Source organism: Streptomyces sp. Edi4 (assembly GCF_040253615.1).
Lineage (GTDB): Bacteria > Actinomycetota > Actinomycetes > Streptomycetales > Streptomycetaceae > Streptomyces.
In genome coordinates this window covers 95,763-116,903 of record NZ_JBEJGY010000001.1, presented here as the reverse complement: position 1 = coordinate 116,903, position 21,141 = coordinate 95,763, and the positions used below count along the sequence as shown (strand labels likewise).

General features: G+C 70.6%; 32 protein-coding genes. All 32 read left to right on the top strand.

From position 1 onward, the window contains the following. The first annotated feature begins 454 nt into the window (after positions 1 to 454). Complete coding sequence (locus tag ABR738_RS00810) at positions 455 to 1,813, top strand: hypothetical protein (protein ID WP_350227974.1); 1,359 nt, start codon at positions 455 to 457, stop codon at positions 1,811 to 1,813. Positions 1,814 to 1,834: 21 nt separating this feature from the next. Further along, complete coding sequence (locus tag ABR738_RS00805) at positions 1,835 to 2,050, top strand: hypothetical protein (protein WP_350227973.1); 216 nt, start codon at positions 1,835 to 1,837, stop codon at positions 2,048 to 2,050. A gap of 2 nt (positions 2,051 to 2,052) precedes the next feature. Beyond that, complete coding sequence (locus tag ABR738_RS00800) at positions 2,053 to 2,838, top strand: DciA family protein (RefSeq protein ID WP_350228007.1); 786 nt, start codon at positions 2,053 to 2,055, stop codon at positions 2,836 to 2,838. A gap of 15 nt (positions 2,839 to 2,853) precedes the next feature. Continuing rightward, the gene (locus tag ABR738_RS00795) at positions 2,854 to 3,060 is read left to right on the top strand and encodes a hypothetical protein (RefSeq protein WP_350227972.1); all 207 of its coding nucleotides are present in this window, start codon (positions 2,854 to 2,856) and stop codon (positions 3,058 to 3,060) included. Between the two features lie 400 nt (positions 3,061 to 3,460). Continuing rightward, entirely contained in the window at positions 3,461 to 4,606 is a 1,146-nt protein-coding gene (locus ABR738_RS00790) for a ParB/RepB/Spo0J family partition protein (RefSeq protein ID WP_350227971.1), read from the top strand. A 318-nt stretch (positions 4,607 to 4,924) separates the two neighbouring features. Further along, a complete protein-coding gene (locus tag ABR738_RS00785; RefSeq protein ID WP_350227970.1) occupies positions 4,925 to 5,791 on the top strand; it encodes a ParA family protein in 867 nt (288 codons plus the stop codon). Between the two features lie 128 nt (positions 5,792 to 5,919). Then, complete coding sequence (locus tag ABR738_RS00780; protein WP_350227969.1) at positions 5,920 to 6,102, top strand: hypothetical protein; 183 nt, start codon at positions 5,920 to 5,922, stop codon at positions 6,100 to 6,102. A 1,124-nt stretch (positions 6,103 to 7,226) separates the two neighbouring features. Continuing rightward, entirely contained in the window at positions 7,227 to 7,661 is a 435-nt protein-coding gene (locus ABR738_RS00775) for a hypothetical protein (RefSeq protein ID WP_350227968.1), read from the top strand. 57 nt (positions 7,662 to 7,718) lie between these two features. Further along, entirely contained in the window at positions 7,719 to 7,952 is a 234-nt protein-coding gene (locus ABR738_RS00770) for a hypothetical protein (protein WP_350227967.1), read from the top strand. A 173-nt stretch (positions 7,953 to 8,125) separates the two neighbouring features. After that, positions 8,126 to 8,512, top strand: a complete 387-nt coding sequence (locus ABR738_RS00765) for a hypothetical protein (protein ID WP_350227966.1) — start codon at positions 8,126 to 8,128, stop codon at positions 8,510 to 8,512. Positions 8,513 to 8,663: 151 nt separating this feature from the next. Further along, positions 8,664 to 9,077, top strand: coding sequence for a DUF6197 family protein (locus ABR738_RS00760; RefSeq protein WP_350227965.1), 414 nt, complete (start codon positions 8,664 to 8,666; stop codon positions 9,075 to 9,077). Positions 9,078 to 9,168: 91 nt separating this feature from the next. After that, a complete protein-coding gene (locus tag ABR738_RS00755) occupies positions 9,169 to 9,399 on the top strand; it encodes a hypothetical protein (RefSeq protein ID WP_350227964.1) in 231 nt (76 codons plus the stop codon). 22 nt (positions 9,400 to 9,421) lie between these two features. Then, on the top strand, positions 9,422 to 9,730 hold the full coding sequence (locus ABR738_RS00750) for a hypothetical protein (protein ID WP_350227963.1): 309 nt from the start codon (positions 9,422 to 9,424) through the stop codon (positions 9,728 to 9,730). Beyond that, positions 9,727 to 10,278, top strand: a complete 552-nt coding sequence (locus ABR738_RS00745) for a hypothetical protein (RefSeq protein ID WP_350227962.1) — start codon at positions 9,727 to 9,729, stop codon at positions 10,276 to 10,278. Before ABR738_RS00750 ends, ABR738_RS00745 begins: the two co-directional genes overlap by 4 nt. Further along, the gene (locus ABR738_RS00740; RefSeq protein WP_350227961.1) at positions 10,275 to 10,961 is read left to right on the top strand and encodes a hypothetical protein; all 687 of its coding nucleotides are present in this window, start codon (positions 10,275 to 10,277) and stop codon (positions 10,959 to 10,961) included. Before ABR738_RS00745 ends, ABR738_RS00740 begins: the two co-directional genes overlap by 4 nt. Next, positions 10,958 to 11,623, top strand: coding sequence for an ASCH domain-containing protein (locus ABR738_RS00735; protein ID WP_350227960.1), 666 nt, complete (start codon positions 10,958 to 10,960; stop codon positions 11,621 to 11,623). Before ABR738_RS00740 ends, ABR738_RS00735 begins: the two co-directional genes overlap by 4 nt. After that, positions 11,610 to 12,803: a DUF5131 family protein gene (locus ABR738_RS00730; protein WP_350227959.1), complete on the top strand. Its 1,194-nt coding sequence runs from the start codon at positions 11,610 to 11,612 to the stop codon at positions 12,801 to 12,803. The genes ABR738_RS00735 and ABR738_RS00730 overlap by 14 nt, the downstream gene beginning before the upstream one ends. Then, positions 12,800 to 13,018, top strand: a complete 219-nt coding sequence (locus tag ABR738_RS00725; RefSeq protein ID WP_350227958.1) for a hypothetical protein — start codon at positions 12,800 to 12,802, stop codon at positions 13,016 to 13,018. Before ABR738_RS00730 ends, ABR738_RS00725 begins: the two co-directional genes overlap by 4 nt. Further along, positions 13,018 to 13,467: a RusA family crossover junction endodeoxyribonuclease gene (locus ABR738_RS00720; RefSeq protein ID WP_350227957.1), complete on the top strand. Its 450-nt coding sequence runs from the start codon at positions 13,018 to 13,020 to the stop codon at positions 13,465 to 13,467. The genes ABR738_RS00725 and ABR738_RS00720 overlap by 1 nt, the downstream gene beginning before the upstream one ends. Next, entirely contained in the window at positions 13,464 to 14,093 is a 630-nt protein-coding gene (locus ABR738_RS00715) for a WhiB family transcriptional regulator (protein WP_350227956.1), read from the top strand. Before ABR738_RS00720 ends, ABR738_RS00715 begins: the two co-directional genes overlap by 4 nt. Then, the gene (locus ABR738_RS00710; protein ID WP_350227955.1) at positions 14,090 to 15,022 is read left to right on the top strand and encodes a hypothetical protein; all 933 of its coding nucleotides are present in this window, start codon (positions 14,090 to 14,092) and stop codon (positions 15,020 to 15,022) included. The genes ABR738_RS00715 and ABR738_RS00710 overlap by 4 nt, the downstream gene beginning before the upstream one ends. A gap of 175 nt (positions 15,023 to 15,197) precedes the next feature. Beyond that, complete coding sequence (locus ABR738_RS00705; RefSeq protein WP_350227954.1) at positions 15,198 to 15,467, top strand: hypothetical protein; 270 nt, start codon at positions 15,198 to 15,200, stop codon at positions 15,465 to 15,467. A gap of 74 nt (positions 15,468 to 15,541) precedes the next feature. Continuing rightward, a complete protein-coding gene (locus tag ABR738_RS00700) occupies positions 15,542 to 15,913 on the top strand; it encodes a hypothetical protein (protein ID WP_350227953.1) in 372 nt (123 codons plus the stop codon). An 86-nt stretch (positions 15,914 to 15,999) separates the two neighbouring features. Next, positions 16,000 to 16,395: a hypothetical protein gene (locus tag ABR738_RS00695; protein WP_350227952.1), complete on the top strand. Its 396-nt coding sequence runs from the start codon at positions 16,000 to 16,002 to the stop codon at positions 16,393 to 16,395. 85 nt (positions 16,396 to 16,480) lie between these two features. Then, on the top strand, positions 16,481 to 16,933 hold the full coding sequence (locus ABR738_RS00690) for a hypothetical protein (RefSeq protein WP_350227951.1): 453 nt from the start codon (positions 16,481 to 16,483) through the stop codon (positions 16,931 to 16,933). Beyond that, positions 16,933 to 17,430 (top strand): hypothetical protein, encoded by a 498-nt coding sequence (locus ABR738_RS00685; RefSeq protein WP_350227950.1) that lies wholly within the window; start codon positions 16,933 to 16,935, stop codon positions 17,428 to 17,430. The genes ABR738_RS00690 and ABR738_RS00685 overlap by 1 nt, the downstream gene beginning before the upstream one ends. 165 nt (positions 17,431 to 17,595) lie before the next feature. Further along, the gene (locus ABR738_RS00680; RefSeq protein WP_350227949.1) at positions 17,596 to 17,940 is read left to right on the top strand and encodes a hypothetical protein; all 345 of its coding nucleotides are present in this window, start codon (positions 17,596 to 17,598) and stop codon (positions 17,938 to 17,940) included. A 14-nt stretch (positions 17,941 to 17,954) separates the two neighbouring features. Continuing rightward, a complete protein-coding gene (locus tag ABR738_RS00675; protein ID WP_350227948.1) occupies positions 17,955 to 18,848 on the top strand; it encodes a hypothetical protein in 894 nt (297 codons plus the stop codon). 111 nt (positions 18,849 to 18,959) lie between these two features. Beyond that, positions 18,960 to 19,400, top strand: coding sequence for a hypothetical protein (locus ABR738_RS00670; protein ID WP_350227947.1), 441 nt, complete (start codon positions 18,960 to 18,962; stop codon positions 19,398 to 19,400). Between the two features lie 208 nt (positions 19,401 to 19,608). Further along, complete coding sequence (locus ABR738_RS00665) at positions 19,609 to 19,758, top strand: hypothetical protein (protein ID WP_350227946.1); 150 nt, start codon at positions 19,609 to 19,611, stop codon at positions 19,756 to 19,758. 33 nt (positions 19,759 to 19,791) lie between these two features. Next, a complete protein-coding gene (locus ABR738_RS00660) occupies positions 19,792 to 20,574 on the top strand; it encodes a hypothetical protein (RefSeq protein WP_350227945.1) in 783 nt (260 codons plus the stop codon). Further along, positions 20,571 to 21,131, top strand: a complete 561-nt coding sequence (locus ABR738_RS00655) for a DUF1643 domain-containing protein (protein WP_350227944.1) — start codon at positions 20,571 to 20,573, stop codon at positions 21,129 to 21,131. Before ABR738_RS00660 ends, ABR738_RS00655 begins: the two co-directional genes overlap by 4 nt. The last annotated feature ends 10 nt before the right edge of the window (positions 21,132 to 21,141 follow it).

The following is a 21,141-nucleotide window of genomic DNA, read 5'->3' as shown; positions in this document are numbered from 1 at the left end:
CGGACGGTTCCGCTCGTTCCCCTCCGCATCGCGCGCACCGTTACCGGCGTCGTCTCGCAGCGCAAGAGGGATGGCCAGTTCCTCCCCCGGAGGGGGGCTGGCATGACGTAGGTGTCCTGCGGCGGAGTGATTGGGCCCCAATCAGAGACCCTCCGCCGGCCGCTGCTCGCGGTCGAGTTGATTGCCCGTCAACCCGGTCCTCGGCACTGCGGCCCACTTCCACGGTGGTTCATCAGGTTGCCCGCCTGACTACCCACTAGGGCCCGACGTCCGGTCGCTACTCGGCCGTTGGGACTTTCACCGCCCGTACCAGGGGCGGAGTTACCGCTCATCACCAACCTTCAAAGGCACCGATCCGGGGGCTTTTCACCACCCGCTTCGGGCTTTCAAAGGCACTTGAGTCCCCCGTAGGGGCCTCTTTGTGCCGTCTTCCAGAGAGGACGACGAGCCCATCATGCAGCACAGTGCTGCCGTTTGTCAGCTTGACCCTGCCCAGAAGGGTGGTGTCGACGCCTTCACCACCCCTCCGGGCGACACCGCGGGGGCCGATCTCCCCGCCACCGGACCGGACTCTGCGACGCGCTTCGAGCTCGTCCGCGGCCAGGCCCAGGACGTCCTGCACACCGCGTCCCGACGGTGCGAGCCCCGCGACTGGCTGGTCGCACTCAACTGGATGATCTTCGAGGCGCAGCTGCACCCGAAGGCCAACCGGACGACCGCGCGTGTCGCGATGGACCTCTCCTCCCGCATGGACTACCGCCGGGGCATCGTGCTGTACCGCCTCGTGGAGACCGCGTCGACGCTCGAGCTGGACGTGGCCACGGTCAAGCGCCACGTCTCCTACCTCCGCGAGATGGGCGCCCTGGTCTGGCTGCAACACGGCTCCAAGCGCAACCTGCGACTGCCGGGCCGCAAGTACACCGCGACCGCCACCGTGTATGGCGCGGTCGTGCCGCCGGCCTACGACGCCGCGAGGGGGCACCGGCTGCGCGGCGAGGGCTACGAGGCGAAGGTCATCGGCCGTACGGAGGCGGCCCGGAAGCAGGCTGTGGACAACGGTGTGGATAACTCGCGGCAGAAGACGGCCGGAAGGCGCCTTGCGCCCCCTTCTCGGGGTGGTCCCCACAACGTACCTGCAGCTGAAGTGAGTGGGATTGGTAAAGCTACGCGCAGCGCGCGGGCTGCCAAGATCACTCCGCCGAAGAAGAGCACCCTGGGCCACACCGTGACGGCCCGCCTGTACCAGGCCGCCGACCGGCTCGCTCGGATCCTGCGACCGCTGCACACCTGGACCCAGCGAGCGCGTATCAGCGAGCTGTCCTGGGTGCTGGTCGACAAGCTGGCAGAAGGGGCGACCGAGGAACAGGTCGACATCTGGCTGCGGGAGATTTCGCCCTCCGTGACCGCCGGCCTGGACTGGCGCCCGTCCCGGCCGCACGCCTACATCGCCAGCCAGCTCCTCCAGGAGCGCGAACTGCGCCTGGCAGACGAGGAGCGGCAGCGCGACTGGGACGCAGCGACGCGGCCAAACGCTGACTTCGCAACCGCCGTCCAGGAAAGCCGTACCCGGCAGGCCAGCGGCGAGGAAGTCGCGGACTTCGGCGGTCTTGAGGGCCTGGACCACGAGACCCGGGCCCGTATGCGGGCCGAGGCGTGGTCGGCCTACAAGTACGCCAAGGACCCGGGCCTGGTGCTGACGACGTACGAGCTGCTCGGCCCGACCGCGGCCGCCGGCCTCTACGGCCAAGAGCTGGTCAGCAAGTGCATCACCCTCCACGCGCACGCCAACAACCCCAACCTGCAACTGCACTGAGTACCCGTCAGGAGAGCCACCATGTCCGATCTGCACCCCACGGCCAGCTCGATAACGGACCCGCAGCTCGACTCGCTCCTCACCGAACTCGGCCGCCTGCGAACCGCCGTGCAGCTGCACGCCCCGCGCCGTACGCGCGGCAAGCGCGCTGTCTGCCAGACCTGCCAGGGCAAGGCATGGCCGTGCCCGACCGCGCGTGCTGCGGCCCGGCCTCGCACTGGTACGGAGGCAGCGTGACGATGGACGAACCCGCGGCCAGCGGAGCGGACTTGGCGCGGATCGTGCTGCGGCAGGCGATGGAGAGCGCGCGGAGCAGGGGAGCCTCGGCCGCCAGGCCGAAGCGGTCTGTGCGCCGGGGCCGCGGCGACGGCCGCGACCCTCTGGCGCTCGGCGCAGTGATGCAGCGGCTCCTCGTGGACAACGGGTGGCAGCAGGCAGCGGAAGGCGGCACCCTCATCACACGGTGGCCGGGCATCGTCGGCGAGGACCGCGCGCAGCACTGGAAGGCCGTGCACTTCGACGAGACCACCGGGACCCTGACCGTTCTGTGCGACTCCGACTCCTGGTCGCGGATGCTGTCCCTGGTGTCCCGGCAGCTCATTGCCGAGGCTAACGAGAAGGTTCCGGGCGCCAAGCTGCAGAGCATCCAAGTGCGCAAGGACCTGCACCGGGCGACGCCGTCCGCCGATACGCTGCCGGCCGCCCCCTCCCCCGCCCGCCCTGCCCGGACCCGGCTCCCCGGATCCGATCCCTCACCGTCGTACGTCGGCGCCCGCGACCAGCTCCGTACGGCAAGGTCCGCCCGAGACGCCGTGATGCCGGAGCTGCATGAAGAACGGGGCCCCGTACGCATCCAGGGCAACCCCGGCGACCTCGCCGAGGCCCGGTACTACCGCGAAGCGCTCGAGGAGGAAGCCGCCCGCTCCACCGACGTTCACTACCGCGCCTTGCTGCGGGCACGGCAAGACCGAGAAAAGTCGAAGACCTCCCCAACAACCACCCATCGCGCCTCCGGCGCGGCCTGACCCGAGGAGCCCTCTATGCAGAATTCATCCGCCCAGACGCAGCGGCAGTCCAGAGTGATTGGGCACCAATCACACGGGCCGCTCTCCTACCCCCGGCCTGCCATCCCGGCCATGGTCTTCCTGGAGCCGCAGTACGAGATCCCGAGCCCCCTCACTGACGAGTCGTCCGCGGCGGATGAGAGCGCCGACAGATCAGGCGGTGCAGCCTTCGACGTCGAGTGATTGGTGCCCAATCACTCGACGCGCCAGCTGGTACGACACACTAGTGCGCGATACCAGCCTCCTCGCCCTGCCGAGTGCCTCGCCGCGATTGGGCACCAATCATCCGTGGCCGCCGTGAGGACCGAGACGGGCAGGTCACGTGTCGGATACCGGAGTTGGCCGCAGAGACGCTCCGGACCAGGCAGACTGTCGCCATCCCCTCCGCCCACCAGTGATTGGTCCCCAATCACTGAGGACCCGCCCCGCCCGACGGCCGGCCGGTGAGGCACCGGGGCCTTTCTCCCCAAATACGTACAGACGGCGCCCTCATAGCGGACGCCGCCCCCTAACCGGCGGGACGCCGCCGGATAAGCTCACCCGCAGAGACCCATCACGTAGGCACCATCTACCCGGAGACCCCATGGCCGGAATGCCCCAAAACCTCTCGCTTGGCGACACAAGAGCTGCCGCCAGCCAACAGAGGCTGTTCAGCCAGGGAGCTGCCGAACTCCCTGTCGCCGACCTCTTGCCCAGCCCCGAAAATGGTCGTAAGCGCCTGCGGGGCCTAGATAACCTCGCCGCCAGCTTCGACGACGACGGCGTGGTCCAGGCCCTCACCGTGGTTACTGCGGCGGCTTACATCGCGCACTATCCCGCGCACCGTGAACACGTTGAGAAGTCCGGCAAGCCCTACGTCGTCATCCACGGCCACCGCCGACTGGCCGCCGCGCAGAAGAAGGGCCTGGAAAAGGTCCCGGTCGCCCTGCGGAAGACCGTCGCCGAGAACGGTTCCCTGCGCCTGTCGGCGATCAAAGAGAACAAAATGCGCATGGAACTCGACCCGATCGAAGAGGGCAGGGAGTACCAGAGGGCCATCGACGAACTAGGCATCTCTCAGCGGGAGCTGGCCCGGCGGATCGGGAACATCTCACAGACCGCGGTGTCCCACAAGATCAAGTTGGCGAAGCTGATCGAGCCGCTGCAGAACGCTGTCGTCGATCAGTGGTGTAAGACCGAGAAACTCCCGATGGAATTCGGGGGTGAACTCCTCGTAACGGTGCAGGACGGTGCCACTGTTCTGGCCAGCCTTCGCGAGGACCTGCAGCAGGAGTTCGCCGACGGGAAGCTGACGCTCGACGAAGCCCGGGCCATCGTCAAGGACGCCAAGGACCCGGCGGCGCAGCGGCGACCTGACCCGGCGCCGAAGCCCGAGCCGCCGGCCCCCGCGGAGAACAGCGAGCCGCCAGCCACCGCGGAGAACAGCCCGGTACCCGAGCAGCGCGGCCCGAAGCCCGGCGCCCCTGACGGGCCGCCACCAGAGGATCCTCTCCCGCCGGTCCCGCCGGTCCCGCCTACTCCGCCAGCCGGGTCGACCCCCGAGGCCAACGGCGGCGCCCCGTCCGGAGCTGCACCGACTAACGCGCCCGCTCAGCCGAGCGGCGAGAGCTCCGCTGGTGACCTCGTCGTCATCGAGGTGACCACGGTCAAGGAGATCTACAGCGGTCTCAAGGCGCGCTTGTCGGCCGAGGAGTTCACCGAACTGCAAGAGCTCTTCCTGATGGACTGAGGACACCTCACCCATTCGCCAGTCGCTCCGCCGTGATATCGGCGGGGCGACTGGCTTTTGTAGTGCCGGAGGCGATAACGTGCCCCAGCATTCTCCTGCCGTGCCTGCCGCGCCTCTCCGCGCTGGCCCCGTGCACGCGGTGATTGGGCACCAATCACTCCCCCGACGCCCCAGCCAGCGAACTCTCTACGGCACCGGCGGTCCCCACGGCAGGCTCCCGTACTCACCAGCCCCAGCGCACGCCCGGGCTATGCCCAGCGGTTCCCACCGATCGCCGGTCCGCGCGCGTGTTCACGAGGCCAGCACTGTGGAGACCTCATGGCACCTCAGCTTGAAACGATCCCGCGCATCATCTCGATGACCAACCAGGTCGGCGGCTCTGGCAAGAGCACCTCCGGCGTCACTATCGGCGCCATCTGCGCGGAGTGGGGCTATAGGACGCTCGTTGTCGACGGCGACGACCAGTGCGATGCCTCTGTCGCGCTCGGCTACATGAACCCCGACGCCATGGAAGGCCAGAAGACCATCTACGACTGCCTGGCCAACGGGGCAAAGCTTCGCGAGGCGATCGTCCCGGCCTTCGCCGGCCCGGCCGGTGCCGCAGGCAGCAAGCGCTTGGCGAACCTGGACCTGGTGCTCGGGTCGGGGGAGATGGAGAACGCCGAGCAGCACCTGACCACGGCGATGGCTCGCGAGCTGTGGCTGAAGCGGCTCCTGGACCAGGTCAAGGGGGAGTACGACGTGGTCATCATCGACTGCCCCGGAAACCTCGGCCTGGTGGTGATCGGTGCCATCCTGGCGAGCGACGAGGTGGTCGCCTGCATCAAGCCCGGGTTCAAGGAATTGCGTGGCCTCACGCGCATTGAGCAGAAGATCGCCCTCGTGGAGGAGCAGTTCGGCGAGTTCGGCGCCCACGCAGTCCTCAAGGGCATCATCATGGTCGACGTTCCCACCAGCCGCTCGCAGGGCGCCGTCTGGGACGACGGCAAGAAGATGGCCGTGAACAGCTACGGTGACCTGGTGCTCCGCGGCCACACCGGGGAACAGATCGGCGTACGGCGTTCCACGAAGATCCCGGAGTCCTACGCGCACCAGAAGGTGTTGCCGCAGTACGACCGGGCCGGCGAGGCGACGTACGACTACATCGCCATCGCTAAGGGGCTGGGCTTCAGCAAGCAGCGTTAGCAGGGACGAGGGGGACAGGGGTGATTGGTGCCCAATCACCCCTGTCGCGCAGGCAACGTAGGTAACTTCGAGTGGGGCTTGAGCGTGCCTTGCCTACCAGCAGCCACGTGGCCGGGCACATTGAGTTCATGATCTACGACCCCCAGATCGGCAAGCATTACTGCCTTGACCCGTGGTGTGAGAACCCAGACCCCGAGTTCTTCGACGACCCGTGCGGCTGCGGCATCCTCACCGAGGGCGAGCTTGAGCAGCGCAAGCAGAAGTACCTCCTGGCCCAGCAGGAGATCCGCGAGACGGACAAGGTTCAGTGAGAACGGTCAACCTTCGGCGAGATGGGACAACCCGGCCCCAGTCCGGGGGGGCGATGACCTGCACGCCCGGAGTGATTGGGGACCAATCACTTCTTCGACGACGCCCTAAAGATCACTGTTGGTTGGAACCAACGCGCGATACACTCCCCGTGTCACCGGGGGGTGTGCGCACTCTCCTGGTGGGTCTCTGACGCCCCTACGCACGGGGTTCGTGTTTCTTTGTCGGCACTTAGAACGCGGCAGCTTACGTGCGCAGGGGCGTCCCCCATAGAGACCGAAGATGCACCATTGCCGTTAATTCAGCATCACTTTGCTGTCTAGTTGACCGTTGCCTCTGGTGTATCCCGCGGGATCTTTGACACCCTGGCTCGGCACGGGGGAGGCCACCGGCGGCCCCACCGTGAACCTATGTTGCCAGCCGGAAAGGTGGAGTGATGGGCCCCAGCCTCGCGCGAGATAACTCCGGGGGAGACCACCCCATACGCTCCGCGGCGGATGCTGAAGTGATCCCCCTCCGACCGCGTCTCACGAGCAGCGGTCCCACGGACCCGCAAAGCGGCGTGCCAGACCATCAAGTGGCCGTCTGGTGGGAAAAGATCTTCCAGGACATGGGTCGGACCCTTACCGAAGCAGGCACCGCAGAGGCACACCGGATCACGGCGGCTGGATTCGGCCTTCTCATCGACGGAGCCCGTGCCGCAGGCGTTCTCACGGAGCATCAGGCGTCGTACCTCTCCGGGATGGCCGTCGAAGCGGTCCGTGCTCCCGACTTTGTATCCCGCGCGGAGTAACGCCACACGCGGCTCGATGTCTGGATCTCGTAACAGGGCAGGCCAGGACAGAAGCGGCGGCCTAATTCCTGTCCGAACGCATGTGCCCATGGCATGATGAGCCCCTAGATCGCATAGAGATCAGTGCGTTGCTCTGCCCTGTCGCGTGTCCCTCAACACGCCGGGGCCGGGAGCTCCATGGGGGTGGGGAACAACATGATCAGGTCATCGGGGACGCCGGCGGAAGCCGCAGTGCAGGAGCCGGCAGACCTTCTTGACGAGTTGGACAGCCTCGACTGGAAGAGGGCCGGCTCGACAGCGACGGGGCCCCGGAGCGGTCGAACGGCGACGCGAGTGCACAGCTCCGCTCCAGCCAACGACACAGTCCTGGACCACCTGGCTGCCTGTGACGGGGAGGTAGCCGACTTCATCGCCAAGGCCCGCAGCGCGCCGGCGCCGCAGCCCGCTCCCGGGCAGCCGGGCCGGGCGGCCGCATACGAGCGGGCACGCATCCAGGCCAGCCATCTGGGGATGGACTGGCAGGCGTACCTTGCCGCGATGGAATGGCGGCACGCGACGGCATCGGCCCTGCTGATGGGGGAGACCGACGTGATCCGCCGCGAGCCGTGCCCGGCCTGCCGAACCTGGGGGTTGATCTGGCTGGCCGCACACAAGGCCGCCATGTGTGTCAACCGGCATTGCGCCGATCGGGGCCAGCCGACGATGTGGACCCTGGCCCAGCTGGCCGCAGAGCGGTCCAGTCGCAGGCCGCAGCGGGTTGCCAACTAGCCACCCAGCGAAGACTCTTGCGCGGCGCTCCTTACGGGGCGCCGCGCCCTTTTGAAGATGGGTGATGCCATGTCCTCCCGGCCCGCCGGTCCGCCACCGGACGATCTCGTCGATTTCTTCACTGCCGCCAAGTTCTTCCAGCCGACGGGGCATCCTGTGTCCCACTCGACGCTGCGCCGCGAAGCGCAAGCAGCTGGGGTCGACGTCTGGGTCAGGGGCCGCCAGCACCTGGTCTCGCTCTCCGACATCCTCGTCCTGCATGGCGAGCGCCAGAGTGGCGACGAGGACTGACCCAGCCCACCACCTGGACGCACCGCGCGTCACGCCGTCCCGCATCCCCCTCCGCCAACGGAGGGGGTTTCTTTTTGCCCGCGACTCTCAAACCCCTTGCTTACGTATTGGGTTTCCCGTAACGTCTGGAGCGCCGACAGAGAACACCACCCCCGCTACGGATCGAGGATTCGATGGCCGCCATAGCCCCCGAGAAGCTCCTGACCCCCGCGCTGCCCACCGAGCGGCTTCTGGCCGACCTCGGCCCCGAGCAGCAGGACCTGCACTGGGCCCTGATGGAACTCCTCGGCTACGAAGGCGGCGCGGCCACCGACGACGGCGGCCTCACCAACGAGGGCGAACGCCTGCGCATCGCCCAGGAGGCCGCCGCGAACGCGGGGATCGCCCTGCCCGCCGACGCCGAGATCGCCGAGTGCAACACCTGCGGCCTCGTCTTCAACGCCGACGAGGCCCGCGAGGGCGACGGCCTCACCTTCTGCGAGGAACACGGCCACGAGTGGGCGCTCGCCAACGACGAGGGCTACGGCCGCCCCGACACCTTCGAGTCCCGCTGGGGCTAGCCCCTGAACTCCGGCCCAGCCCGACCGGTCGAGCCACCCCGGCTCCCGGCGGGCCGGGCCGGGCCTAGCAGGCCGGACGCGCGGAGAGCACGTACTCGCGCGTCCGGCCGACCCACCCCGCTCACATCCGCACGACCGGCTGGAGAGCCCCATGAACGCCACCCCGAAGGTGCTGCGCGACGCCGCCGGCTTGATCAACCGTCACGGCCTGCACACCGGTGACGAGTTCGTCGGCCCGGACGGCGCCCTCGACGTGGTCGCCGCCCTCTACCAGGCCGCGACCCTGATCCTGCCCACCGACTTTCGCACCGACGCCAAGGCCGCGATCGGCCACATCAAGGACTCGCAGAGGTCCATGACCGCCATCCGCGCGGTCTACAGCACCCTGCCCGCCGCCTGGCCCGAGGCCCACGACGACGACCAGGTCATCGACACGGTCAGCCACTGGGCAGCCGTCGGCGACGCAGGCCCCGACCAACAGCCGCCGACGACCAGCGAGGTCATGGGCCGCCTGCTGCGCCTCGCCGACCGCCTCGAGCAGCAGACCACCGCACTGGTCGCCTGACCGACCGGCCCGGTCGGCGTCCGAGAAGCGGCCGACCGGGCCGGCGCACCACCACCCTCAACCGCACCTGAAGCCGACACAGGAGCACGCCATGAGCATCACGACCCTCGCGTCCGCGCCCACCCCCGAGTTGACCGCCGACTTCGCCGGCCTGGAGAGCGGGCGCGCCGACGCGGCCACCGCCCCGCCGAAGGTAACCGCCGTCCGCCGCGCGTGGATCACCGAGCAGGCCGACACCGAGTACGCCACCGGGTACCGCGACGGACTCCGCTTCGACCGCGACCCCGAGCAGCCCTTCCGCACCCGCACCGGCCGGGCCTGACACCCAAGGGAGACCCACCGTTATGTACCAGCGCCTGCGCGCCTTCCTGCAGCGCCTCACCGACGACGTGCTCGCAGCCAAGCCGAGCCTGCCCCGCCCGGTGCACGTCCTGCTGGCGCACGACACCAACCTGGACAGCTACACCCGCCTGGAGTGGGACGGCACCTACATCGGGCGCCTGCACGTCGGCGGCGTCGTCCTGGAGGGAACCGCCGAGGAACTGGCCCGCTTCGCCCGTGAGGCGGAGATCGCCGCCGCGATGGCCGCCGCCGCCCAGTACCTCGACGCCGACCGCCCCGGCACCCTCAGCCCGAGCGGGGGAGAGGCATGACCACCATCGCCCTCTCCGCCCTCGACACCGGGCAGGAGTACGACGTCGACACCCGGCCGGGCACCCTCGGCATGTACGAGGGCGTGGTCACCGGACCGCTCGGCAGCATCACCGGCGACGCCTACGCGCTTCATGAGCTGGGCATGGCCCTGATCGCCGCCTCCGGCAGCGCCCTGTTCGCCACCTGGCTGCGCGTCGACACTCCTGGTCCGCTGAACCCGCTCGAGGTCCCCGTCCCCGACCCGACCCAGCTCACCACCGGCCAGGCCACCGCCCACGAGGCGCAGATCAACGTCCTGCTGGTGTGGATGGGCGCCGGGCACGAGCACCTCCCCGTCGAGGCCGGCGACTGGATCGGCGACGACGACACCGCCACCGCCCTGGTCGACGACTACTCCGACCTCCACTTCGCCGCCGGGCGCCTGCACGCCCGCAGCCGCTGCCGCTACGACCACATCCACCGCACGACCGTCGAGCACCCCGACGACCTGGCCGCCGTATGCCGCCAGGCCCAGGAGTGCACCGGAGACGAGGACTTCACCGCATGAGCCCCGAGCCCACCACGCCCTTCCCCGCCCGGCACGCGGCGTACCTCGTAGAAGTCGATGCCCGCCAGGCCGCCGCCACCGACGGCGTCTGGGGCGTCTACGACCAGGACACCCTGGTCGAGGTCGTCGCCGGCCTCCAGGAGACTGGCACTGGCTACCGCTGCACGCGCCAGATCGCCCGTCTCGACGAGGACCCCATCGACAACATCGAGGGGCACTCCGACTGGGACGCCGACCGCGACTACCAGCAGCTCCTCAACGACGCCGCGTTCATGGCGCACGCCCGCACCGACGTACCGCGGCTGCTGGCCATCATCACCGAGCAACAACAGCGCCTGGCCGACCTCACCGTGAAGGTCCGCGAGTTCCGCATCCCGCTGCGCAACACCCTCGGCGGGTACAGCGAGCTCACCGTCGAGCGCGGCCCCGGCCCCTTCGACGCCCTGTGGGCCGTCACCGACGGAGCACCGCGCCAGAAGCGGTTCTGGCACGACAGCGCTGCGGCCCCGGGCTGGCACTACCTCAGCGAGGCCGGACCTGCGCACGCCTACCGCCACACCGTGCAAGGCGCCTTGGCACTCGCCGACGAGGTCGCCGCACTCGAGGGTGCCCTCCTCGACAACGAGATCATCAAAGCGCGCACACAGCAGGCCGCCCCCGGCATCCCGGGCAGCGCCCGGTGAGCGCCACGACCGACCACTGGGTGCGCTTCGACCCCGCGGGGTGCGCGCACAGCTCCGCGTATGTCGCCGAAGTGCCGCTGGCCGAGGACGCCTACCGCCGGGCTGTCCCGAAGATCGCCGACCGGCGCCGCGAGGCTGCGGCGGGCTGGACTCTGAAGCGCCTTACCAAGGAGCAGTGGCGCGAGCAGGCGAAGCCCTGCTTCACCGGCGACTGCGCCCACCAAGTCGTCGAACCGCCGCGTGAGGTACGCGCGCTGACGGTCCGCCAGCCATACGCCTGGGCACTGCTGCACGGCAAGCAGGTGGAGAACCGCACCTGGCCGGTCCCGGCCGCGCTCGTGGACAGCACCGTGCTGCTGCACGCCGGCAGGGAGCCGCACCGCCAGGGCCTGCACGACCCGCGAGTCCTCGGCCTGGAGGGGCTGCCCGCCCGCGAGGACCTCGTCACCGGCGCGGTGCTCGCCGTCGGTCGCCTGACCGGCTCCCACCTGGAGACGGGCGGCTGCTGCGCGCCCTGGGGCGACCGTGAAGTCTTCCACTGGACGTTCGCCGACTGGCGGCCGCTCAAGGACCCGGTGCCCGCCACCGGCACGCTCGGCCTGTGGCGCCCCAATGCCGACCTGCTCCGCCTCATCGAGGAGGCCGACCGTGTCCGCGCGTAGCAGCATCGAATGGACGGACATGACCTGGTCGCCGGTCATCGGCTGCACTCGGGTTTCCCGCGGCTGTGACGGCTGTTACGCGATCCGCACCGCGCACATCCGCAGCCGCAACCCCAACCCGAAGGTGGCCGAGGCGTTCGCCGGCACCACCCACCACAGCGGCGGCCGACTCGACTGGACCGGGCAGGTCAACCTGCTCGAGCAGCGTCTTACCGACCCCCTGCGGCGCACGTCGGCCTTGCGGATCTTCGTGGACTCGCAGAGCGACCTGTTCCACGAGCAGGTCCCCGACGCCTTCATCGCCCGCGTCTTCGCCGTGATGGCGCTGACCCCGCGCCACACCTACCAGGTGCTCACCAAGCGGCACGGACGGATGCGGGCCCTGCTCGGCAGCCCGGACTTCCGGCTGCTGTGCGAGGAGGCCGAGGCCGCCCTCGTCGCCGACCCGGCCACCCCCGGTCTGCCCCGCTACGCCCGCGAGCAGCACATGCGGCGGTGGTGGAGCAGCTTCGCCGACCCGCTGCCCAACCTCTGGCTGGGCGTCTCGGTCGAGGACCAGAAGACCGCCGATATGCGCATCCCGGCTCTTCTGGAGACCCCGGCCGCTGTGCGGTGGATCAGCGCCGAGCCGCTGCTCGGCCCGATCGACCTCGACGGCCCCCTCCACCCGCTGGGCGTGCGCCTCAAATTGACGTACTGGCTCACCGGCCGGCCTGGCCTCGGCGAACCCCGCACGACCGCCACCGGCCTGCAGATGCACCCGCTGGTCACCGGCCCCCGGCTCGACTGGGTGGTGGCCGGAGGCGAGGCCGGGCCCGGGGCACGCCCCGTCCACCCGGACTGGCTGCGCTCCTTGCGCGACGCCTGTGCCAGCTCCGGCGTCCCGTTCCTGTTCAAGCAGTGGGGCCAGTGGGGGCCGGACGCCCCGGTCGACGCCGAGGGCCGGATCGTCCGCGGGCGGCGCGGCCTGGGCGTGAGCCTGGCCGACGACGGCACGGTCTACCAGCCCGGCGACTTGGCCTACCCCGACGGCCCCCGCTACGGCGAGGCCCTGCGCGCCGGGCACGACCGGGCCCGGCTCACCCAGGTCTACAGCCTCGGCAAGGGGAAGGCAGGCCGCGAGCTGGACGGTCGCACCCACGACGACTACCCCACGCCCCGTACGGAGGCGGGCCCGTGACCGCCTACCCGATCGGTGTCGAGGTCGCCTGCGACGGGCCGGCCGCCGACCGGGACTGCCCCGAGTCGGCGGCGGTCCGCGCGCAGATCACTTCCACGACCGCGCGCGAGGTCCGCGCCGACGGGCGCCGCGACGGCTGGGGGCGCCGCCGCCGCGGCAAGCGCCTGGTCGACCTGTGCCCCAGCTGCGACACCGACACCCAGAAGGAGCGCTGATGAACAGCACCCAGCCGTCCGTACGGCCGACGGCCCGCAGCTGGCACCTCGAACTGCCCACCGGGCTCACGCTGATGACCAGCAACGAACGACTCCACCACCTGCAGCGGTCGGACCGCACCCGCGCCCTGCGCCAGGCCGCCCGAATCGCCGCCCAGGTCGCCCGCATTCCGCACCTCGAGCGCGCGTACGTCACCTGCTACCTGCGCGCCAAGGACCGACGCCGCCGCGACCCGGGCAACTGGTACCCCTCCGCCAAGGCCGTCCTGGACGGCATCGTCGACGCCGGCGTGCTCGCAGACGACGACGCCACCCGGCTCCTCGGCCCGGACATGCGCCTCGGCGACGTCCTCAAGTCCGGCCCCCAACTCCTCCTTGTGGTCACGGACCTTACCCAGATGGACCCCGGCCACCTCGCCCTTCTCGACCCCCTGGGAGCAGCAGCATGACCACCGCAGTCCTCACCCACCCCACCACCCCGGCCGACACCGACTGGGCCCGACGCAGCGCCTGCACCGCCGAGACCGCCGACGACTTCTTCGGCACCTCGGCCGCAGCCGAGGCCCGCGCCCGGGCGGTGTGCCGCACCTGCCCCGTGCGCATCCAGTGCCTCACGGAGCGGATCGCGGGTGACCCCGACGACGGCGGGGGAGTCCTCGGCGGCCTGACGGCGGCCCAGCGGCGCATCCTGACCACGGCTCAACTCCTCGGCGAGCGCCCCGACCTCCGCCGGGCCGACGAGCTGCTCACCCCGCGCTGGCGCTATCGGCTGCACCAGCTGCGCAGCGCAGCCGTCGCCCCCCGGCGGATCGCGGAGATCTTGACCGCCGAGGGCATCGAAGTGGACGCGATCACCGTACGGGTCGCGCTGTGGTGGAGCGGGGCCAGCGGAAAGGTGATGGGCCGACGGCAGCGGGGCGACCGGCGCCCGCTGTGGCAGCGCCTGCGTGACGACTACAGCGACGAACTCCAGCGCTTCCGGGCGCAGGGAGCCCGCCACGCCGACGGAGCGGACTACCTCGGTGTGGGGGTTGGCACCTACGGTCGGGCCGTGCAGGAGCTGAAGAAGGCGTGAGCGCAACGAGCACCGTGATGAACCCGGCGGTTCTGGCCGCTAAGGCCCGCTGGGCGCGCCGTCGCCGACGTCTGATCGCCTATGGGCAATGGGATCCCTTCATGCCGGCCGAGCCAGTCCGGGCCCACCTGGCGGGGCTCGCCGAGATCGGAATGCCCCGCAAGGGAGTGGAGCAGGCACTCGGCCTCCGTGAGAGCTCCCTACGGCACGTGGCCAGCGGAACGTACGGCTACGGACCGGGAGAAAAGGTGACCCGGGAACTCGGGGAGGCGGTCCTCGGCTTCTGGCCCGCTCTGGCCGACTTCCCCGACAGTGCCCGCATCGCCCCCCTCGGAACCGTCCGGCGGGTTGAAGCGCTGGCAGTGGTCGGCTGGTCCCGGGCGCAGGTGGCCGCTCGGGTGGGCCGCAACGGCGTCTCGTTCCGGAACTCCCTGCGGAGCGACAGAATTTCGGCGGCGCTCGCGAAGGCAGTGGTGCGCGTGTACGACGAGCTGTGGAACCAGCGTCCCGAGGACCACGGCGTTCCCGCGTGGAATGCCGAGCGTGTACGGCGCCAGGCGCAGGCTGACGGCTTTTACGGACCGCTTGCCTGGGATGACGAGGACGTCGACAACCCCGCCGCATTTCCTCGGGACGACGCGGAGGCCCCCGCGCCGACGCAGGGCGAGAACGTCGCCGACCGATACCTGCTGGGGGAGTCGGTGGTTCTGGACGCGAGCGCGCGCCGGTCGGTGCTGCTGCACCTGATGGAGTGGACGGACCTGCCCGTCGAGCAGGTCGCCGAGCGCCTCGAGATGACGGAGAGCGCAGTGTCGCGCGCCTGGGAACGGGCCAAGGACCGGGCCCGCGTGGAAGGCCGCCGGGCGCCGTGGCGACGGGTGTACGTACCCCGGCGCGAATCGGCCGCGGAGGAGGCCGACGCAGCTTGACGGGGGCCGGCCGTAGTACGTCGCGCCGGAACAGCTTCTGACCAGGGCGGTCTCCACTCGGAGGCCGCCCTTTTGGTGCGTCCTGAAACCCCTAAAACTGTTGCTTACGTATTGGGTTTTGCGTAGTGTCTGGGGTGCCGACAAAGACACGCGAACCACCCAAGGAGCTGGCCAAGTGACCACCACCCACGAGATGCGCCTGATCGACACCAACGGCTACACGGTCCCCGGCGCGGTCCGCTACGGGGTGCCCGCCACCCAGGTCGCGGCCACCGAGACCGAGCTGAAGGCCTTCGCCCCGGCCGACGCGGCCGACCAGAAGGCGGTGCACCTCGAGCACGCGGCCGCCCTTCACGACGAGGTCAGCGCCGACAACCAGCGCGCGGCGGCCCGCCGGATCCGGGCCACCGAGTACCGGGTGCGGATCACCCCGCCGCTCGCCTGACCGGCCAGGCCGGGGCCTTCGGGCCCCGGCCCCGCGCCCACCGCCAGCCCCGGCTACCAACTGGAGAGAACACGATGAGCATCCCGACCGCACGAGGCCACCTGCCCAAGGGCACGACGACCCGCAGCCGCGCCATCGCCCACAGCCGTCTCGCCAAGGCCATCGCCACGGCCATGGCGCTCTACACCGAGTTCGACACCCAGGCCACCCCGGCGATGATCGAGCGGCTCACCGACGCCGACTACGCACGCGCGGCCAACGCCGCCGGAGTCCACCCCCCGAACAGCGAGACGACCCGCGCCCAAGTGCGCCTCCTGCTCCGGATCCTGGTCGCCCTCGGCACCACCGAGGGCGCGGACGAGGCGGACGTCATCTCCGCCCTGCTCGCCGCACCCAGCCTGAAGGGCCAGCCCAGCCTGGTCGCCCTCCTGGTACCCGTCGCATAGACGACCGCGCCTCCTCACCGCTGGCCGGGGCACCTGCGCCCCGGCCAGCACTGCGCCCGCTCCCACCTCCTGAAAGGCGACCCCGCATGCCCATGCAGTCCACCGCCGCCCTGCTCATAGCCCTGGCATCCCAGGCACTCGACGGCCTCAACAGCGTCGACACCCGGACCCTGGACGCCTTCGCCGCCCACGGCCTGGCGACCATCACCTTCGCGTCGACGGGCGACCCCGCCACCGACCGGCAGGCGGTGGAACGGATCAACGGCGAGCTGTGCCTGCTGGACCAGCTCGACCTGACCCTGCCGGTCACCGTACGGCCGTCGGACGACAACGCCACCCTGGCCGCCGCCGCCGACTCCCTGCATCACCTGGCCACGCTCCTGGACCGCGCCCACCGCGACGCCGACCAGGACCAGCCCAGGCAGATGGACCGTGAGACCGCCCTGAAATTCGCGGAGAACGTCCTGAGCAGCGTCGGCTGACCCGCCCGGCAGCCCGCTCCGCGCCCGTCCGGGGCTCGGAGCGGGCCCCTTCGTCTTCCCTCTACGCGTGAAAGGCAGGCCCCTCGTGAGCGAGACCATCACCGTGACCGAACTGCGCTGGAACAAGGACGTCTACCCGCCGGTCGCCAGCGACACCACCAGTTGGGTCCCGTGCACTACCACCGACGGCACCCCCGCCGCCCTGGCCCTGGACGAGGAAGAGCGCGAGTCCCTCGGCGCCCGACTTCTCTACCTCGACCGCGCAGACGACGTCATCCACGACGAGTTCTTCGAGGCGGGACGGCTGTACCGCCGCAACGGCGTCACCTTCCGCTGCGAGAGCCTGGCCTCCTACCCGGGGACCAACGAGCTGCGCGCCTTCGGCTTCGAGCGGCACGGCAAACCCACCGCCCGCTGGGCGCCCGCCATGCTCAGCGACCGCGCCTGGCGCAAGGGCTGGCAGGACATCACCTGCCCGGCGCACGGCTACGAGTGCCCCCCGGACGCGGCGGCCGTCGACTGCACGGCCGGCCGCTGATGGGCACCGCCGTCCTCGAACGCACCCAGGACCCCGACGTCTCAGCAGCGCCACGCCTCGCCAAGGCGCCCCACCCTGCACCCGAGGCGCAGCCGTTCGGCCACGACCAAGCCCTCGACGCGATGCTCTACGCCGCACGCCGCATGGGCATCGTGGCCACCGACCGGCAGATCGCCACGCTGCTCGGCGTCGCCGAACGCCACCTACTGGTCCCCGGAAGCGACGGGAGCTCCTTCCCGCACGGAACGATGCGCGGCTACCGCCGCCACCGCCGCCGTAAGGAAGCAGCATGCGAGGACTGCCGCAGGGCGTGCCGCCTGGCGGCCGCCGAGCGCCGCAAGCGCAACCGGGTGGAGCGGCAGATGAAGCCGTGTGGCACCGAGGCCGCGTACCACCGGCACCTGCGCGCCTGGGAGGACCCCTGCGACTCCTGCCGCACGGCCCATCGCGCCTACGTGCAGGAATACCGCGAGCGCCGGCAACGCGCCATCGCCTGACGGGCCGGTTTGAACCGCACAATCCAAACCCGTTGCTTACGTATTGGGTTTGAACTAGTGTCTGTTCTGCACGGCCCCCACCCCCCTCCGGGGCCACGCACCGGCCGCGCTCGCCAATCCCCTCGGCGGGCGCGGCCACCCAACCCGCTCTACGGAGGCCCCCCGATGACGACGGCTCGCCGCATCACCGACCAGCTCGTGCCCCTGCTGATGGCGCTCGGCGGCCTGACCGTCGGACGGATCGCCCTCCAGGTCGCCGCAGCCCACGGCAGCAGCCTCCTGTGGCAGGCCGGCACCGCGCTGGTCGCGTACACCATCACCGTCACCCTGCTCGGACACACCGGCGGCGAGGACCCGTACGAAGCCGTCGCCTCCGCCACCCGCGCCCTCGCCTTCGTCGTGCAGACGGCGGTCACCGGCGCCCTGCACCTTCTGTGCTCCACCGTCCAGCTCCTGGCGCTCCTCTGCGGCGGCCTCGCCGCCCTCGCCGCCACTCCCGCAACAATCTGAAAGGCCACGCACTCGTGACCAGCCTGCCCCGCTACGCCCTGCACCTCCCCGACGGCCGGTGGGCCTACTACCTGCCCGAGCCCGACCGGCGACCCGGCACCCGCACCGGCCTGTTCGCCGACGGAGAGCCCGTCAAGCGCCTCGTGCCGATCGTCGATGCCAAGGGCCACTGGTACACCAGCGACCACCTCGCCGAGAAGATCACCGCCGTGTACCAGCCGCATCCGGAGGCGATCGGGTATGAGCTGAGCGACCCCACCGCGCTGTCCACGCGCTACCCGGCGAAGCTGACCCCCGAGGAGTGGAAGGAGCGCTCCTCCGACGAGTACTGGCGGCTGTACCGGTGCGTCACCCAGGACCGCGCGCCGGTCGAACACGTCTACGAGGGGCCGTTCCTTCCCTTGGAGGGCCGCCAGCCGCCCGCGCCGGACGAGCCCCAGTGGCGCGCGGACCTCCCGACCGAACTGACGCAGCGGGTCGAGTACCGCCACCTTTTCCCCGGCCACATCCCCGGACTCAAGCAGCACCTCGAGGCCCGCATCAAGCAGATGCCCCGCGTGCAGTACTGCTTCGTCGACTACAAGGGCGCGCCCGGGATCTACGTGAGCTTGCGTGTCCCCTTCGACGAGCCCCGGACCGCCTTCAGGTCGGACATCGGACGAAGGGGACAGCCGCTGAAGTCCGGGCGCACCGTGCAGGTTCTCGTCGACCGCCGCCTGGACCTGCCGGTCCCGGCGGCCGTGTACGGGCCCAACTATGAGACGGCCCTGGCCGACTGGGAGCGCCAGGTTGCCTTCTGGCTTGCGCAGGTCGAGGAGGCAGCGGTCGCCGCCTGTTCCGCCTGCGACGGCAAGGGCTACGTCCCGCACGGCGCCCTCGACCCCAGAGCCGCCGCGCAGCAGCTCTGAGCAGCGCCATGTACCTGCGGCGCCCGCTGCGCACCCGCGCGGCGGGCGCCGGCCAAGCCCGGCCGGGGCGTCCGCCCCGCCCGGAGACCGTCGAAGAAGGAGAACCCTCCTGTGAATGACCGCCCCGCCCATTTCGGCACCGCCTACGCGCTGTTGCGCGCCGCGGCCGACGGTGCCGACCACTGGGTGCAATCGGCCGTGTGTGCCCAGGCCAAGGGGGCCACCGACGCGGCCCCCGTCGTCTACGAGGACCCCAGGACGCAGGTGAAGACCCCCTTCGGTACCAACGGGGGTCGGCGGGCGTGTGCCTGGCACGTCGTCACCTACACCGCCACCCAGGGCCTGGTCCTCGTCGCGGGCACCCGTGTCCTCGGCGTCCGGCTCCACCCGGGCGCCGTTGCCGGTGCCCTCGCCCTCTCGAGCCTGACCCACTACGCCGCGGACCGGCGCGTGCCGAACGGGCTCCTGCACCGGCTCGCCAAGAAGACCGGCAAAGAACGGTTCTACAAACTCGCTGATTTCGGCATGAATGGTGCATATGCCCTTGATTAGGCATGGCACCACGGCTGGGAAACCCTGGCCGCCCTGACCGCGACCGCCGGAGCGAACCGCCGGTGACCCCCGGGAGCCCGCTTCTGGCCGGCCCCTGCTCGAGGGACTCACCCTCGGCGAGGTCCGCACGGAACTGGAGCGGCTCGTCGCGCTGGCGCAGACCGGCGACCGGCCGCGACCCACCCTGATCAACCCAGCCGGGCACCCGATGCCCGGCTGGGAGTGGGTCGTCGAACAGCGCACCGTACGCCCGCGGAACACCCCGCCCACCTGGTGGGTGCGCACCGTCGAGGACCCGGAGACCAGCGCCGAGCACCTGCACGCCGGCGTTGCCCGCCTCGAAGACCACCGGCCCTGAAGGCCACAACCCGAACCCCAGGAGCTGCACCTCATGAGCGACCGACTCGTCTACCTGGACACCGAGTTCGACCCGCGCAACCCGACGCTGGCCGGGTTCCTGTCGATCGGCGTCACCGACAACGCCGCCGAGCCCGTGGAGTACTACGGCATCAACGCCGACGCCGACCTCGACGCGCTCGTCGACCACCCCTTCATCCCCGACCACGTGCTGCCCTACCTGCCCGTCGTCATCGTGCGCGACGCCAACGGGACGCCCGTGAAGATCAGCTGGGACGAACACCACCCGGATTTCGCCCGCGTCCTGCCCGCCGAGCAGATCGCCGCCGACCTCGCCGCCTACTTCCCCGGCGAGGACGAGCCGGAACTGCTCGCCAACTGGGGCAAGGACGACCTCGGCTACCTCCACCGCCTCTACGGCAACGACTGGGGCGCCATGCCGCCCGGCATCCCACGGATCTTCACCGACCTCGAGGTCCTGCGCCGCCAGCTCGGCGCGCCCAAGCCGCCCGTCCAGCTCGCCGACGAGCACCACGCCCTGGCCGACGCCCGCTTCAACCGCGACTTCCACGAGCACCTGCTGCACTTCCAGGCCGCCCAGCGAGTCAACCTCCAGGACCTGGCCCAGCAGCTCTACACCGCGCTCGGCGCCGGGGCCGGACAGCGGGCCGCCCGGCCCGCCATGCCCGCCCGCCATGCCGGGACGCCCCGGCCCCGCTGGGACGAACTGACGGACGTCACGCGCGCCCACCACGAGCGGGTCGCGCAGGAGCTGCTCGCACGGTTCGACATCCGGAACCCCCAGGGAAGCCGATGACCGCGGGACTCGCCGCCCCGCCGCTGGCGGACCTGCTGGCCGAGGAGGACCACGGGTTCGCCGACCGCCCCCTGGGCACGGCCGTGTTCAACACCGCCCGCACCCACCGCTATCTGCTGACCCGGCTGTGGGACCAGAACCTGCCGCTCGCCGTCTTCATCATGCTCAACCCCTCCACGGCAGGCGCCCGGGACAACGACCCCACCGTCACCCGCTGCATGCACTTCGCCCGGCGCGAGCAGGCCGGCGGGCTGGCGATTGTGAACCTCTTCGCCCGCTGCGCCACCAACCCGGCCGCGCTGAAGACCGACCCCGACCCGATCGGCCGCTACGCCGACTCCTTCATCGACCACACCGTGGCCACCTCGCACTTCGTGGTGGCCGCCTGGGGCGCCCACGGTGACCTGCACCACCGCGCCGAGCAGGTCACCGACCGACTGTGGCGGCGCGGCATCGGCCTGCGCTGCCTCGGCACCACCGACGGCGGCCAGCCCCTGCACCCGCTCTACCTGCGCTCGGACACCCCCCTGGTGCCGTACGCGCCCCCCGGAACCTGACCGCCCACCA